14 protein-coding genes are annotated in these 14,888 nt (G+C 33.0%); 11 read left to right on the top strand and 3 right to left on the bottom strand.

Annotated elements, in window-relative coordinates; genetic code table 11:
* Nucleotides 1-38 precede the first annotated feature (38 nt).
* From OA93_RS12105 to OA93_RS12070, 8 genes are all read left to right on the top strand, one after another.
* Nucleotides 39-1,193 carry a lycopene cyclase family protein gene (locus OA93_RS12105; RefSeq protein WP_039113517.1) on the top strand — a complete coding sequence of 385 codons (1,155 nt, stop codon included), beginning with the start codon at nucleotides 39-41 and terminating at the stop codon, nucleotides 1,191-1,193.
* Between the two features lie 16 nt (nucleotides 1,194-1,209).
* Nucleotides 1,210-2,007, top strand: coding sequence for a tetratricopeptide repeat protein (locus tag OA93_RS12100; RefSeq protein ID WP_039113516.1), 798 nt, complete (start codon nucleotides 1,210-1,212; stop codon nucleotides 2,005-2,007).
* Between the two features lie 436 nt (nucleotides 2,008-2,443).
* Nucleotides 2,444-2,872, top strand: coding sequence for a metalloregulator ArsR/SmtB family transcription factor (locus OA93_RS12095; protein WP_052250034.1), 429 nt, complete (start codon nucleotides 2,444-2,446; stop codon nucleotides 2,870-2,872).
* A 204-nt stretch (nucleotides 2,873-3,076) separates the two neighbouring features.
* Complete coding sequence (locus OA93_RS12090; protein WP_052259441.1) at nucleotides 3,077-3,490, top strand: metalloregulator ArsR/SmtB family transcription factor; 414 nt, start codon at nucleotides 3,077-3,079, stop codon at nucleotides 3,488-3,490.
* A 187-nt stretch (nucleotides 3,491-3,677) separates the two neighbouring features.
* The gene (locus OA93_RS12085) at nucleotides 3,678-4,088 is read left to right on the top strand and encodes a BrxA/BrxB family bacilliredoxin (protein ID WP_039113515.1); all 411 of its coding nucleotides are present in this window, start codon (nucleotides 3,678-3,680) and stop codon (nucleotides 4,086-4,088) included.
* A gap of 217 nt (nucleotides 4,089-4,305) precedes the next feature.
* Nucleotides 4,306-5,664, top strand: a complete 1,359-nt coding sequence (locus OA93_RS12080; RefSeq protein ID WP_039113514.1) for a rhodanese-related sulfurtransferase — start codon at nucleotides 4,306-4,308, stop codon at nucleotides 5,662-5,664.
* Nucleotides 5,665-5,668: 4 nt separating this feature from the next.
* Entirely contained in the window at nucleotides 5,669-6,910 is a 1,242-nt protein-coding gene (locus OA93_RS12075) for a peptidase U32 family protein (RefSeq protein WP_039113512.1), read from the top strand.
* A complete protein-coding gene (locus OA93_RS12070) occupies nucleotides 6,910-7,140 on the top strand; it encodes a ferredoxin (protein WP_039113511.1) in 231 nt (76 codons plus the stop codon). The genes OA93_RS12075 and OA93_RS12070 overlap by 1 nt, the downstream gene beginning before the upstream one ends.
* Nucleotides 7,141-7,289: 149 nt before the next feature.
* Here the strand turns inward: OA93_RS12070 and OA93_RS12065 are convergent, their stop codons facing one another.
* The 3 genes from OA93_RS12065 to OA93_RS12055 all read right to left on the bottom strand — a co-directional run bounded on the left by OA93_RS12065 (nucleotide 7,290) and on the right by OA93_RS12055 (nucleotide 10,006).
* Nucleotides 7,290-8,069 carry a hypothetical protein gene (locus OA93_RS12065; protein ID WP_039113510.1) on the bottom strand — a complete coding sequence of 260 codons (780 nt, stop codon included), beginning with the start codon at nucleotides 8,067-8,069 and terminating at the stop codon, nucleotides 7,290-7,292.
* Nucleotide 8,070: 1 nt separating this feature from the next.
* Nucleotides 8,071-8,841 (bottom strand): hypothetical protein, encoded by a 771-nt coding sequence (locus OA93_RS12060; protein WP_131474476.1) that lies wholly within the window; start codon nucleotides 8,839-8,841, stop codon nucleotides 8,071-8,073.
* 148 nt (nucleotides 8,842-8,989) lie between these two features.
* Nucleotides 8,990-10,006 carry a hypothetical protein gene (locus OA93_RS12055; protein ID WP_052259440.1) on the bottom strand — a complete coding sequence of 339 codons (1,017 nt, stop codon included), beginning with the start codon at nucleotides 10,004-10,006 and terminating at the stop codon, nucleotides 8,990-8,992.
* Between the two features lie 484 nt (nucleotides 10,007-10,490).
* Between OA93_RS12055 and ricT the strand changes: the two genes are divergently transcribed.
* From ricT to OA93_RS12040, 3 genes are read left to right on the top strand one after another with little or no spacing between them, the layout of a single operon-like run.
* The gene (gene ricT / locus OA93_RS12050; protein WP_039113507.1) at nucleotides 10,491-11,816 is read left to right on the top strand and encodes a regulatory iron-sulfur-containing complex subunit RicT; all 1,326 of its coding nucleotides are present in this window, start codon (nucleotides 10,491-10,493) and stop codon (nucleotides 11,814-11,816) included.
* Nucleotides 11,800-12,279 carry a gliding motility lipoprotein GldH gene (locus OA93_RS12045; protein ID WP_039113506.1) on the top strand — a complete coding sequence of 160 codons (480 nt, stop codon included), beginning with the start codon at nucleotides 11,800-11,802 and terminating at the stop codon, nucleotides 12,277-12,279. The genes ricT and OA93_RS12045 overlap by 17 nt, the downstream gene beginning before the upstream one ends.
* 11 nt (nucleotides 12,280-12,290) lie before the next feature.
* On the top strand, nucleotides 12,291-14,594 hold the full coding sequence (locus tag OA93_RS12040) for a transglycosylase domain-containing protein (protein ID WP_039113505.1): 2,304 nt from the start codon (nucleotides 12,291-12,293) through the stop codon (nucleotides 14,592-14,594).
* The last annotated feature ends 294 nt before the right edge of the window (nucleotides 14,595-14,888 follow it).

Here is a 14,888-nt window from a genome sequence, read left to right as displayed (position 1 = left end):
AAATTACCTATTTTTGATAAAAATAGATTTTCCACAACATGAAGCATTACGATTACATTTTTACAGGAACTGGTTTATCAGCAATGATGACGGTTTATAAAATGGTGTTGTCTGGGAAGTATACCGGAAAATCTATTTTGCTAATTGATGAAGACACTAAGAAAACCAATGATCGAACTTGGTGTTTTTGGGAGAAAGAGGAATCAACTTGGGAAAGCGCTATTTCAAAAAAATGGGATTTAGCATTATTTGCCAATGAAAACTTTAAACGCGATTTAGAGTTAAAGCCCTATCAATACAATCAAATTCGTAGTTTGGATTTTTACAATTCTGTTTTTAAACTAATTGAAAAACAAGAAAACATCACTTTCCTAAACGACAAAGTAACCGACATTAACGAACTTGAAACTCATGTTTTTGTCGCAACTTCTACAAATACTTTCACCTGTAACCAGCTTTTAAATAGTATTTACAACAAAGCATTGGTCGAAAGTCAACAAAAATATCCCGTTTTACAACAGCATTTTATCGGATGGTTTATCAAAAGTAACCAAGCTGTTTTTAATTCGGAACAAGTTACCTTCATGGATTTTTCGGTTGCTCAAAAAGGAAACACTCGCTTTATGTATGTTTTACCAACATCTACGACCGAAGCTTTGATAGAATATACTTTGTTTTCGCATTCTCTTTTAGAAAAGCAAGAATACGAATCGGAGATTAAAAACTATATCCAAAACCTAGGTATTCAGGATTATGAAATAATCGAAAAGGAACAAGGAAGCATTCCGATGACTTGTTATCCTTTCTGGAAAAGAAACACCAATCGAGTACTGAATATCGGTACGGCTGGTGGCTGGACCAAAGCAAGTACAGGATATACTTTTAAAAAGTCTGATAAAAAGTCAACACAATTAATATCATTTCTTGAAACTCAAACTGATTTCCGGAAATTTCATAAAAAAAGTAAATTCTGGTTTTATGATTTGCTTTTATTGGATATCCTTGACAGAAACAATGAACTGGGAAGCTCTATTTTTTCGGATATGTTTCAGAAAGGAAATTCTGCATTGATTTTTAAGTTTTTAGACGAAGAAACTAACTTAATCGAAGATGTTAAAGTTATTTTAAAGTGCCCAAAAATGCCATTTATAAAAGCGTTATTTAGAGTGATTTTTCTTTCAAATAAATACTAACTTTAAATCTTACCTTTTGAGAAACATTATTTTAGGTTGCTGTTTTTTTACTACAATTCTTTCCTTTGGTCAAATGCCCAAAAACAAGGCTCAGGAAGCTATCGTTAAACAATATCTAGATAGTTGTGCTTACAAATACAATTACACTTTTCAAATGTCGGAGTGGCAAAATTGTATTGATGAAGGCTTAAAAAAAGACAATACAATAGCCTATTTGTGGCAACAAAAAGCAATGCCTTATTTTAAATGTAAAAAATATGAAGTTGGAATGCCTTTTCTAGACAAAGCTGTTTTATACGATAAGCAAGAATGGTTGCCATATAGAGGTTTTATGAAATGTGTTTTCGTAAAAAACTACAAAGAAGCGATCCAGGATTTAGAAGAATCTATTAAACTTTACGGAAACGGATATAGAATGGATCATCCCTATAGTTTTTATATCGGGCTTTGCTATTTGCAACTTAACGAATATGATAAAGCAGAAAAACTTTTTGACGATTATGTAAATGATATCTATAAAAACAGACAACAACTAGAACATCCCACCGCTTATTTTTACCAAGGAATAGCCAAATATGAACTCAAAAAATGGGATGAAGCAATTGCTATTTTTGATAAAGCTTTAAAAATTTACCCACAGTTTTCGGATGCAAAATATTACAAAGCAATTTGTTTGTTTAAATTAGGCAAGTCAAAAGAAGAAATTACAACCTTGGCAGCTTCGGCAAGAGAAGATGCTGCTAAAGGATTTACGCTTAATGAGGACAATACTATTTACGAAACCTATCCGTATCAGGTAAAGTTTACCAAATAATACTTAACCAACAAAACTCTACTATCTGCAAAGTCTCTCTACTTTGCAGATTTTTTTTATCCCAATACGACTTAAAAATAATTCTAGATTTATCTGTTGATTTGATACTCTGACTACTTTTCTATAGAAATTACAAGAATATCCTTTTATCGAAAAAAGTAGTGGATGCCTTGAGAACTGAGGTTTATTCTACAACTAAAAAATGTCTTATTCTTTTGTTATAAGGTTTTATTGAGGCGATTAGGAAGACTTCTTCGTATTTAACTTTGCAAATTCTAAATAATCTTCAATTCATTATTGAAGAAAACTAAGGTTTAACCACTAGTGATAGTAAGCAAACCGAAATAAAGAGAAAAATAAGGAGTAAGAAAATCTACTATAATAATGTAGATCTAATGTAATCGTTCATTCACGATAATGAATAAATTGGAAAATTATGGGAGTTACTAAACACTTAAATTTTGATATAGAAACTAAAGCAATAGGGAAAATTTGTAAAGCACTGGGACATCCTACGCGAATACAAATTATGACCTTGTTATGGAAAAGAAATAACAGGACTTGTGGTGAAATTGTTGAATTAATTCCGCTGGCACAATCAACTATATCCAAACATTTATTAGAATTAAAAAAAGCTAATCTTGTAATTGTAACAAACGAAGGAAAAAAAACAATTTATTCTATTGAAGTTGAAAACATTCAAATGCTTAAAATGTATTTGACCAGTTATCTTTCGACCATTGAACTTTCTGAACAAAACAAGGCTACCGTTTTAACAACTAAACGTAAACCAAGAGGTAGAAATAGCCATTTCAAACAATACAACTATCAATTTCCTGATAAAATAATAAAACAAGCAATGTAGATATCCTTGATTTCTCCCATTGAAAAGCCACAAAGTAGAAGAGAATATAGTATTGTATTTAGTTTAAAAACAAACTTTAAACTATTACAAAAACTTTATTCAGGAATTAAAATTCTTACTTTTAAACTTTGTAACTTTACAATTAAGACTAATGTACATTTAATGTAATCGTACAATAACGATAGTAAATTAATTGGCAAATTTATGGGAGTTACTAAACACTTAAACTTTGATATCGAGACAAAAGTAGTAGGGGAAATTTGCAAAGCACTTGGACATCCTACGCGAATTCAGATTATGACCCTGCTCTGGAAAAAAAACAACAGAACTTGCGGTGAAATCGTCGAATTAATTCCGTTGGCACAATCAACAATATCCAAACATTTATTAGAGTTAAAGAAAGCAAATCTTGTAATGATAAAAAATGAAGGGAAAAGAATAGTTTACTCGGTTGAAATTGACAGCATACAAATGCTCAAAAAATATCTAAGCAGTTATCTTTCAACCTTTGAAGTTCCCGAGAAAAATAAGTCAACCATTTTAACAACTAAACATAAAACAGAAAGTATAAATGGTCGCTTGAAACAATACAATTATCAATTTCCTGATAAAAAATAAAACAGCAACTTTATCTTATCTATCTGTAAACCCACAAAATAAGAAAAACTTCGAATAATGTTATACTATATGATTTGATTTAAAAACAAATACTAAACTATAACAAAACTTTATACCGGAATTAAAGTTCTTGTTTTTAAACTTTGTAACTTTGCAATTCTTAAAGTTAAACTAAAAAATAAAAAATATGTATCCAGAAGAAATGGTAAAACCAATGCAAGCTGAATTAACATCAGCAGGTTTTCAAGATTTACATAGTGCAGCAGAAGTTGATAACGCAATCAAATCAGAAGGAACAACATTAGTAGTTGTAAACTCTGTATGTGGTTGTGCAGCAAGAAACGCACGTCCAGGAGCAAAAATGAGTTTAGATGGTGCTAAAAAACCAGACCACTTAATTACTGTTTTTGCAGGTGTTGATAAAGAAGCTGTAGATGCAGCAAGACAACATATGTTCCCTTTCCCTCCATCATCGCCAAGTATGGCTTTGTTTAAAAACGGAGAATTAGTTCACATGTTAGAGCGTCACCATATCGAAGGTCGCCCAGCTGAATTAATTGCTGAGAATTTACAAGATGCTTTTAATGAGTTCTGCTAGTTAGGTTCAAAGAAGCAAAGGTACAGAGGTACAAAGATTAAAAAGCACTATTAATTTAGTGCTTTTTTGTTTTTGTTAAGTCCCGTTTAAAAACTTAAAACCTTGGTAACTTAGTATCTCAGAACCTTTGTTACTTCAAGCCTTTGCAACTTTGAACCTTTTTCCTTACTTTTGCACTTTCAAAAAAATAATTTCTTAACTTAAAACTGTTTATAGCATGCAACTGTATAACACTTTGAGCGCAGAAGAAAGAGCCATCATGATTGATGATGCCGGTAAACAACGACTAACGTTGTCTTTCTATGCGTATGCCAAAATTCAAGATCCCAAAAAATTTCGCGATGATTTATTTGTAGCCTGGAATAAGCTTGATGCTTTAGGCCGAATTTACGTTGCCAACGAAGGTATAAATGCTCAGATGAGTATTCCTGCCGAAAATTTGGAGGCTTTTAGAGAAACTCTTGAAATCTATGATTTCATGAAAGGCATACGATTGAATGAAGCTGTAGAACATGATGACCATTCATTTTTAAAACTTACCATTAAAGTTCGTCACAAAATTGTCGCTGACGGTTTAAACGACGAAACTTTTGATGTAACTGATATAGGCGTTCACCTGAAAGCCGCAGAATTCAATGAAATCCTTGATGACCCAAATACTATTGTTGTTGATTTTAGAAATCACTACGAAAGTGAAGTGGGACATTTTAAAGGAGCAATTACTCCTGATGTAGAAACTTTTAGAGAAAGTTTACCAATAATTAACGATCAACTTAAGAATCATAAAGAAGATAAAAACCTGGTAATGTATTGCACAGGTGGAATTCGTTGTGAAAAAGCAAGTGCTTATTTTAAGCATCAAGGTTTTAAAAATGTGTATCAATTAGAAGGTGGAATTATTAATTACGCTAAACAAATTGAAGCTGAGGGTATAGAAAGTAAATTTATCGGGAAAAACTTTGTATTTGATAATCGTCTAGGCGAAAGAATCACCGAAGATATCATTTCGCAATGTCACCAATGTGGGAAACCTTGCGACAATCACACCAATTGCGAGAATGACGGATGTCATTTATTGTTTATTCAGTGTGATGATTGTAAAACTGCAATGGAAAACTGTTGCTCTACAGAATGTCTAGACATTATACACATGCCACTAGTTGATCAGGTTCGATTAAGAACTGGAAAACAAGTTGGAAATAAGGTTTTTAGAAAAGGAAAATCGGATAGTTTGAAATTCAAACATTCTGGTGAACTAGCTAATACTTCTTTGGCTACAGCCGAGAAATCAGTCGATATTCGTCAAAAAATAAAAGTAAAGAAAGTACTTCTTGGTAAAGCAGAACATTATTATGTGAAAGCTCAAGTTGGTCTTTTTACTATCGAAAATCAAGAGTTGAATGCTGGTGATACAATCTTAATCTCTGGACCAACTACTGGAAATCAGGAATTGGTTTTAGAAAAAATGATTGTTAATGAAATAGCTGCTACTACTGCTAAAATTGGCGATAGAGTTACTTTTGAAGTTCCCTTCAGAATTAGATTGTCTGATAAAATCTATAAAATTTTAGACTAACATCATGACAACAAATAATAAAATTGAACTTATGGCTCCTGCAGGGAGCTTTGAGTCACTTCAGGCTGCACTAGATAATGGTGCCGATTCTATTTATTTTGGTGTAGAACAACTCAACATGAGAGCACGCTCTACCGTGAATTTCACTATGGATGATTTGCAAGAAATTGCTAATCGTTGTGCTACCAAAAATGTACGAAGCTATCTTACTTTGAATACGATTATTTACGATCACGATTTATCGGTTGTAAAAACATTGCTTAACAAAGCCAAAGAAGCCAATATCACAGCCGTAATCGCATCTGACCAAGCCGTAATTGCAATGGCAAGAACAATTGGTATGGAAGTACATATTTCAACTCAATTGAATGTAACTAATATCGAAACCATAAAATTCTACAGCTTGTTTGCAGATACAATGGTTTTAAGTCGTGAATTAAGCTTACGCCAAGTAAAAAGTATCACAGAACAAATTGAGAAAGAGCAAATAAAAGGACCAAACGGAAATTTAGTCGAAATCGAAATCTTCGGACATGGTGCTTTATGTATGGCTGTTTCGGGAAAATGTTATTTGAGTTTACACTCTCATAACTCATCGGCAAATCGCGGTGCTTGCAAGCAAAACTGTCGTAAAAAATATACTGTTATAGATCAGGAAACAGGTTTTGAAATCGAAGTTGATAATGAATATCTTATGTCCCCAAAAGATTTGTGTACGCTAGATTTTCTTGATCAGGTAATCGATTCTGGAATTCAGGTTCTTAAAATAGAAGGTCGTGGTCGTGCTCCCGAATATGTAGCAACGGTAATAAAAACCTATCGTGAAGCAATAGATTCTTACTACGATAAAACTTTCTCTAAAGAAAAAATCGCTGTTTGGATGGAAGCGTTGAACACCGTTTACAATCGTGGTTTTTGGTCAGGATATTATCTTGGGCAAGAATTAGGAGAATGGAGTGATATTCCTGGATCTGCAGCAACACAAAAGAAAGTGTATGTGGGTAAAGGAACACATTACTTCCCTAAAGTAGACGTTGGACAGTTTAAAATAGAAGCTTACGATATTAAGGTTGGAGATAGAATTCTGGTAACTGGCCCAAGTACCGGAGCTCAGGAAATGGTAATAGAAGAAATGTACGTAAACGACATTGTAGCCGATAAAGCTACAAAAGGAGATGATTGTACCTTCAAATTGCCTTTCAGAATCAGAATGTCTGATAAATTATATAAAATTGTAGAGGCGTAATGGTTATTATTACTTTACAAAGAGACAAATGCATCGGCTGTAATTATTGCGTCGAAATGGATCCGGTACATTTTCAGATGTCAAAAAAAGATGGAAAATCAGTTTTGATTCATTCCGTAAATGCAAAAGGTTTTTTTACTCTAAAATCGCCTAATCATGCCATGGTCGAAAGTTGTGAACTTGCAGCAAAGGCCTGTCCTGTAAAGATTATTACGGTTAAGGAAACATAGTGTATTTTACTTAATTATAAATTTAAAGAGCCACAAATTGTGGCTCTTTAAATTTATTTCTAGTCCGTTATTCTTTTATACCTTTTAAAAACTTAGTATTTACCAATGCAGATAAAGTTCCTTTTTTTATGTATTAATGATTTTGCAATTTATTTCTTGGCAATGTTCTCAGTAAATTTACCACTTATCCAGCCTCGCAATTTTTGGTCTTTAAAATCAAAATTAACAGGATTACATTCGCCAGCAATGGCAGTCTTTTCTATTTCTACAAAAAGCCAGGTACGCACCGCTTCAACTTTCTCTGCAAGTACTTTAATAGTTGACTTTTGTTTTAATTTTGCTATAATATTTGTGCCTTCTTCACAAGTAAAAACAAAATCGTCGACTCCTTTTTTGCCTGTTTCTTTTATTGTTGGAGAATAACGTACGTTATAATTATCTATAGTATTGCTTACAAAACGTGGTGTAGCTAAATAAACTGAAGGAAGTAACATTGCATTCTTTTCTTCAACATATTCATCATTTGTTAATACATAGTTTTCTTCTACTAACGCAGCATTTTTACCAAAACCAAATAAACGTCTGGACTCATAGGGACTTTCTCCGCAGCAATGATATAATATCAATTGCAATTGTTTTTTGCTTGTGGTTTCATCCAACTTACTATTTCCGAATGGTTCGCTTATCACTTTTTTATATGTGCCACCTATATTTACATACACTTCTACACATTTAGGTTCTCCACATTGGTAAGTATATATAATATCAGTTTGCCCATCGTTATTCAGGTCTACCGGTTTTTTTTGATATTTCCCCTCCATCGCTTGGAGTTTTATACCCTTCTCAATCTGTTTAATATCGGCACTTTGTGCATTTAATGCAACTGTATTGCATAATAAATAAAGGATCAGAATTATAACTTGTTTCATTTTATTGCTTTATTCTATTTTTAGATTTTAACTTCCATTTACCATTTCTTCCCATATATACATAATCATGCATATGCTTACCTATTCTGTTCTGAAAATGTTTTGTTAGTGGAATAACAGTAAGCTCATTTTGTAATTTATAACTACTTTCCGCAGAAGTTCCAAAAGCACTTCCGTAAAGTTCCGTATGTATCGTATTTGTTTCTTTATCAAATCTAGGCTTGTCCCAAATATCAGTTTCATCAGCAGTATTATATAATCTAACCAGTTTTTGTTGCGTTTGGTCATTTATAAAAATGATGGTCCATTCATTACCATTTACATTAGAGAATACCCAGCACAGTAAATCCTCGTCTCCATCGTTATCAAAATCAACTATTTTAAAATTTGAGAAAAGCATATCCTTATCAAAATGCCAAAAGAATGGCTGATAATGGACATTTTCCTGAAGTTCTAATTTGTTATTTTTAAATTGATAAAGGGATGCAATGGAGTCATTTTGTAAACGGAAAGAATATTTTAAAGGTGTTTTTCCTTTAAGTTCGAATATGCATTCGGGCTTTTCTTTACTAAAGTCAATATCTTCCATACTTAGAGACTCTGGAGCATAATTAACTTTAAACATAAGATTGTACGGAATAGAATCTGTTTCTGTTTGCGAAAAAGTAACGCTACAAGTAAACAAAAAGAGCAAGAATAAATATTTCATTAAGGCCGTATGATATTGAATGTTTATGTAATTTGAAATAATTTCATCTATAAAAGTATTCACTTTTAATCAAATGAGCAGCATAATTCGAGTAATTAAAATCCCTTTAAATCAAGTAGATTGTCCAATAAAAATCATCATAATAAAGGAAACCTAAAAGAAAACCCTATTCTATTTGATATAGAATAGGGCTTTTTTTTATAAGATTAAATTAGTGTCTGTTATCACAATTTAAAAAAACATCAGGTTCATTATTATCTAAGAATGAGATCCCTGGGCAACCAAAAGAAACGTATACAAAACCAAAAACTACCTCTGGTTTGTTCTTAAACAGTTTACCAGTCCATTGATTAACTTCTTTATCCTCACTATTATCGTTTAATTGTGCAAACGAGCCACCTTCACTCTCACGGTAATACTTATCACAAACGATCTTGTTTGTTTTTTCCTCTTTAACAATCAACCTTCTCAACAATACTGTTTCTTCATTTATATAATCCTGTAAAAAGTATTCAAATCCGTTTGATTTATAACTATAAGCCGTTTTTTTACTTGTCATTTTTATCAAATCATTATATTCTGGATTTATAGCTACAACAGGCACCTTAGCAATTGTTGTTTCTTTCCACTTTATAGCTTTCAATTGCTTCATTGCAAAAGGATTCTTTGAACCAATGCAAACCAAAGTATTCAAATAATAGGAATCGAATCCTTTTAGTAATTTGGGATCTAGTCCAAATCCAATCATATAATCGTCTTGTGAATAAGGCCAATCTGCCCCGTATACATTTATAGCAGCGACTACTTGTAGAGATTTCACAGAAAATGCATTGACAATATTGGTGGCATAATCGTAAACATAAACACTATCTTTTTCTGAAATTTTCATTTTAGATAGCATTCTGTTTCTATATGTCGAATTCAACACTAGATATTGAGCCTCTTTTTCTCCTAATTTTTTAACATCAGGAATAGCAAGAGAATCCTTATGTTCGCTTAATTGATATTTATCAGACAAGGATATTAGCGCAATAGTATCTTTTTCGCCAAAAATTGAATTAACATTATATATATCTAAATCAGACACTTTTTGTGTTTCCACAGCTACAGCGCTAGCAATAGTTGTGTCTTTTTTAACTGAATTTATGTTTTTTTGATCTAAAGGCTTTTTATTCGTACAACTAATAAAAAAAGGGATTGCGAATAAAACGTAAAATAATTTGTTCATGGTTTTTGTTCTAAATAATATAAAAAGATTGATAATTTTTGAAAATATTGACAATGAGCTCAACAGCAAAATAATAATTTGCATTCCAGTAACTAATAATTCGTGCCAATGAGGGATATTTTGTTTGTTTTTTAACCAACACTAAAAGCTAAGTTTTTAATATAAAACCTATAAATACAAACCAAATATAAGCTTAAATATTTTTTTTAAGAATAATCAGAATAGTTTTTTGTTCAAAAAAACCACCATCAAACTATAAGTCCTTTTAAGCAAGATAAATAAATAACAAACGAATTTTCTTGATAAATCCAGTTTCATACTATCATAAAAACCACTAATTTTCTCTTAAACACGACTGTCTTTTGTATTTAACGTAGCATTAGTGTTAATCCATTAAAAAGCAAACTAAAAAAAATACTATCTTTACACATTAATCTTTTTTAAGAACTTAAGTTGCATTTATTGCGACACTACATATAAAATTATGGCATGTACAAGTTGTTCAACTTCTGATGGTGGCGCACCTAAGGGTTGTAAAAATAATGGGACTTGCGGCACCGATAGCTGCAATAAATTAACGGTTTTTGACTGGCTTTCGAATATGAGTTTGCCTAACGGAGAAGCTCCTTTTGATTGTGTTGAAGTACGTTTTAAGAACGGTAGAAAAGAATTTTTTAGAAACTCAGATAAATTAACATTAAGTATTGGAGATATCGTTGCAACAGTAGCATCTCCAGGACATGACATAGGAATTGTAACTCTTACAGGCGAATTAGTAAAAATTCAAATGAAGAAAAAAGGAGTTAGTCCTACTAGCAATGAAGTTCCTAAAATTTACCGTAAAGCCTCTCAAAAAGATATCGATATTTGGTCGGCAGCCCGCGAAAAAGAAGAGCCGATGAAAGTTCGCGCTCGTGAATTAGCGATAGCTCAAAAACTAGAAATGAAAATTTCGGATATTGAATTTCAAGGAGATGGCTCAAAAGCTACTTTTTATTATACTGCAAATGACAGAGTCGATTTTAGACTTTTAATCAAAGATTTTGCTAAAGAATTCAGTACAAGAGTCGAAATGAAACAAGTTGGTTTCCGTCAGGAAGCTGCGCGTTTAGGAGGAATTGGTTCTTGCGGAAGAGAATTGTGTTGCTCTACTTGGTTAACCGATTTTAGAAGTGTGAACACCTCAGCAGCACGATACCAACAATTATCGTTGAATCCGCAAAAACTAGCAGGACAATGCGGAAAATTGAAATGTTGTTTAAACTATGAGCTAGACACCTACATGGATGCTCTTAAAGATTTTCCTGATTACGATACCAAATTAGTTACTGAAAAAGGCGATGCAATTTGCCAAAAACAAGATATTTTTAAAGGATTAATGTGGTTTGCTTATACCAATAACTTCGCAAACTGGCATGTTTTAAAAATTGATCAGGTAAAAGAAATCATAGCCGAAAACAAACTCAAAAACAGAGTTTCTTCACTTGAAGATTTTGCAATAGAAATCACTCAAGAACCTGAAAAAGACTTCAATAATGCTATGGGTCAAGAAAGCTTAACTCGTTTTGACCAACCAAAAAGAAAGAAAAAACCAGCTAAAAAACGCAAAACTATTGGCGAAAATGTTGCTGCAGCTGCGGCTCCTGCAACTGCTCCCAACAATCAAGCACCAAAGAATCAAAATCCAAAAGGCAATAAACCAGCTGGAAACAATAATAACAATAAGCCAAACAATAATGCTGCGAACGATAAAAAACCAGCTGGCCCTAGAAAACCAATAATTATTACAAAAAATGAGAATAAAAAATAGCGGGATTCTTCTTTTGGTGGCTATACTTCTTTTTTCATGCGACAAAAAAAGAGTATTTGATGAATACAAATCTGTTGGAGATGCTTGGCATAAAGACAGCATTGTAACCTTCGACTTACCCGAATTAGATTCGACCAAACGATACAATTTGTTTGTAAATTTGAGAGATAACAACAATTTTCCCTTCAACAATATATTTTTAATTGTTGCTATCGAAACCCAAAGCGGATTTACAAAAGTAGATACTCTTGAATACCAAATGGCACATCCAGACGGAACTTTAATGGGGAATGGATTTACAGATATAAAAGAAAGCAAACTCTTTTATAAAGAGGATGTTAAGTTTAAAGGAAAATACAAAGTTCATATCAAACAAGCAGTTAGAGAATCAGGAAAAGTTCCTGGAGTACAACAACTTGACGGAATAACTGATGTAGGTTTTAGAATTGAAAAAAAAGATTAGAATAGATTTATATGGCTGCTAAAAAAAACAATCCAACAAAAACTGATAAAGACATCAATTATTACAAAAAGACCTTTTGGAAAATTTTTGGCTATGGTTTATTAGGTGTTATTACCTTTTTCTTATTTGCTTCATGGGGAATTTTTGGTTCTATGCCTTCATTTGAAGACTTAGAAAATCCAGATTCTAATTTAGCTACCGAAATCATCTCTTCTGATGGAGTTGTTATCGGGAAATATTTCCAGACAAACAGATCACAATTAAAATATTCTGACTTACCTAAAAGCTTGGTTGAAGCACTTGTAGCAACAGAAGATGAGCGTTTTTACGAACATTCAGGAATTGACGGTCGTGGAACTTTAAGAGCTATTGCTAGTTTAGGAACTAGCGGAGGTGCAAGTACGCTTACACAACAATTAGCAAAACAATTATTTCACGGAGAAGGATCTAAATTTTTGCCTTTTAGAATTGTACAAAAAGTAAAAGAATGGATTATCGCTATTCGTTTAGAAAGACAATATACTAAGAATGAAATTATTGCAATGTATTGCAACGTATATGATTTTGGTAATTATTCGGTTGGGGTAAGTTCTGCTGCTCAAACTTATTTCTCTAAAGAACCAAAAGACTTAACAATGGATGAATCGGCTATATTAGTCGGAATGTTCAAGAATTCAGGTTTATACAATCCGGTAAGAAATCCGCAAGGAGTTAAAAACCGTCGTAATGTTGTGCTTTCGCAAATGGAAAAAGCGGGTATGATTACTAACGACCAAAAAAACAAATTACAGGCTCTTCCTATCTCATTGAAATTCAAACTAGAAAGTCACCGTGAAGGAACTGCAACTTACTTTAGAGAATATTTACGTGACTACATGAAAAAATGGGTAGCCGAAAATAAAAAACCAGACGGTACTGAATATAACATCTACAAAGATGGTCTAAAAATATACACGACTATCGATTCCAGAATGCAATTACATGCTGAAGAAGCTGTTGCTGCACACATGAAAAACTTACAAGAAGAGTTTTTCCAACAATCTAAAACAAATAAAAATGCTCCTTTCGTTAATATTTCTGAAGCCGAAACGCAACGAATTATAAACCAAGCGATGAAATCTTCATACCGTTGGACAGTAATGAAAGCTGCCGATAAAAGCGATGAAGAAATCATAAAGTCATTTAGTGAGAAAACAAAAATGACTGTGTTTACCTGGAAAGGTGAAAGAGATACAATTATGACTCCTCTGGATTCTATTCGTTATTACAAGCACTTCTTACAAGCTGGTTTAATGGCAATGGAACCACAAACTGGTAGCATTAAGGCTTGGGTTGGTGGAATTAATTACAAATACTTCCAATACGATCACGTAGGTCAGGGAGCAAGACAAGTAGGTTCTACATTTAAACCATTTGTTTACGCAGCTGCAATTGAGCAACTAAATATGTCTCCTTGTGATTCAATATTAGATGGTCCATTTATGATTCATAAAGGACGTCATCACGTTACTGCTGACTGGGAACCAAGAAACTCGGATAACAGATACCGCGGAATGGTTACTTTAAAACAAGGTTTAGCAAACTCTATTAATACGGTTTCGGCTAAATTAATTGACCGTGTTGGTCCAGAAGCTGTAGTTGAACTAGCACATAAATTGGGAGTAAAATCTCAAATTCCGGTACAACCTTCAATCGCATTAGGTGCTGTTGAAATTACTGTTGAAGACATGGTTGCTGCTTATAGCACATTTGCAAACCAAGGTGTTTATGTAAAACCACAGTTCTTAAACCGAATTGAAAATAAAAGTGGCGAAGTAATTTACGAGCCAATTCCAGAATCTCACGATGTACTGAATAAAGATATCGCATTTGCTGTAATTAAACTTCTTCAAGGGGTTACCGAAAGTGGTTCGGGTTCACGACTACGTACTGAAGGTGGTGGTAGCGGTGATAAACGTTGGACAGGATATCCATATATGTTCCGAAATCCAATTGCTGGTAAAACAGGAACAACACAAAACCAATCTGATGGTTGGTTTATGGGAATGGTTCCGAACTTAGTTACTGGTGTTTGGGTAGGTTGTGAAGATCGTTCGGCACGTTTCAAAAGTATTACTTACGGACAAGGTGCAACTGCTGCCTTACCTGTTTGGGGTTATTTCATGAAACTTTGTTACGCTGACCCTGCTTTACAAGTATCTAAATCTGATTTCGAAAGACCTGCAAATCTTCAAATAAAAGTAGATTGTTATTCTGCACCGAAAGTAAAAGACACAACAGACACTGAACAAAACACAGACGAATTCGAACTGTAGTTTAAGTTCGCTTTTAAAATAATTAATATCCTTTTGTAACTTCTGATTTTTCGGAAGATGCAAAAGGATTTTTTTTGGAACAAATTGATTGTAGATTAATCCAAGAAATAAAAGATTTACCGCAAAGGGCACAAAGCTTAATCTATAAAATAACTTTGCGATTTTGTCTTTGTGAACTTTGCACTTAATTTCCTTGCCACAGATTACTCAGATTAAAAGGATTTAAAAACTTTGCTCCCGACGCTTCGGGATTGCGTATCCCGAAGCGTCGGGATAGCGTCCTTTGCGGTTAAT

This window comes from Flavobacterium sp. KMS (genome assembly GCF_000813005.1).
Lineage (GTDB): Bacteria > Bacteroidota > Bacteroidia > Flavobacteriales > Flavobacteriaceae > Flavobacterium.
The sequence above is the reverse complement of the archived record's forward strand: the minus strand, read 5'-3'. Positions and strand labels throughout refer to the sequence as shown.

What these genes read in the sequence shown, in the direction of transcription:
- OA93_RS12105 (WP_039113517.1), top strand. Translation starts at nt 39, where the DNA reads ATGAAGCATTACGATTACATTTTTACAGGAACTGGTTTATCAGCAATG.
- OA93_RS12095 (WP_052250034.1), top strand. Translation starts at nt 2,444, where the DNA reads ATGGGAGTTACTAAACACTTAAATTTTGATATAGAAACTAAAGCAATA.
- OA93_RS12090 (WP_052259441.1), top strand. Translation starts at nt 3,077, where the DNA reads ATGGGAGTTACTAAACACTTAAACTTTGATATCGAGACAAAAGTAGTA.
- OA93_RS12085 (WP_039113515.1), top strand. Translation starts at nt 3,678, where the DNA reads ATGTATCCAGAAGAAATGGTAAAACCAATGCAAGCTGAATTAACATCA.
- OA93_RS12080 (WP_039113514.1), top strand. Translation starts at nt 4,306, where the DNA reads ATGCAACTGTATAACACTTTGAGCGCAGAAGAAAGAGCCATCATGATT.
- OA93_RS12075 (WP_039113512.1), top strand. Translation starts at nt 5,669, where the DNA reads ATGACAACAAATAATAAAATTGAACTTATGGCTCCTGCAGGGAGCTTT.
- OA93_RS12070 (WP_039113511.1), top strand. Translation starts at nt 6,910, where the DNA reads ATGGTTATTATTACTTTACAAAGAGACAAATGCATCGGCTGTAATTAT.
- OA93_RS12065 (WP_039113510.1), bottom strand. Translation starts at nt 8,069, where the DNA reads ATGAAACAAGTTATAATTCTGATCCTTTATTTATTATGCAATACAGTT.
- OA93_RS12055 (WP_052259440.1), bottom strand. Translation starts at nt 10,006, where the DNA reads ATGAACAAATTATTTTACGTTTTATTCGCAATCCCTTTTTTTATTAGT.
- ricT (WP_039113507.1), top strand. Translation starts at nt 10,491, where the DNA reads ATGGCATGTACAAGTTGTTCAACTTCTGATGGTGGCGCACCTAAGGGT.
- OA93_RS12045 (WP_039113506.1), top strand. Translation starts at nt 11,800, where the DNA reads ATGAGAATAAAAAATAGCGGGATTCTTCTTTTGGTGGCTATACTTCTT.
- OA93_RS12040 (WP_039113505.1), top strand. Translation starts at nt 12,291, where the DNA reads ATGGCTGCTAAAAAAAACAATCCAACAAAAACTGATAAAGACATCAAT.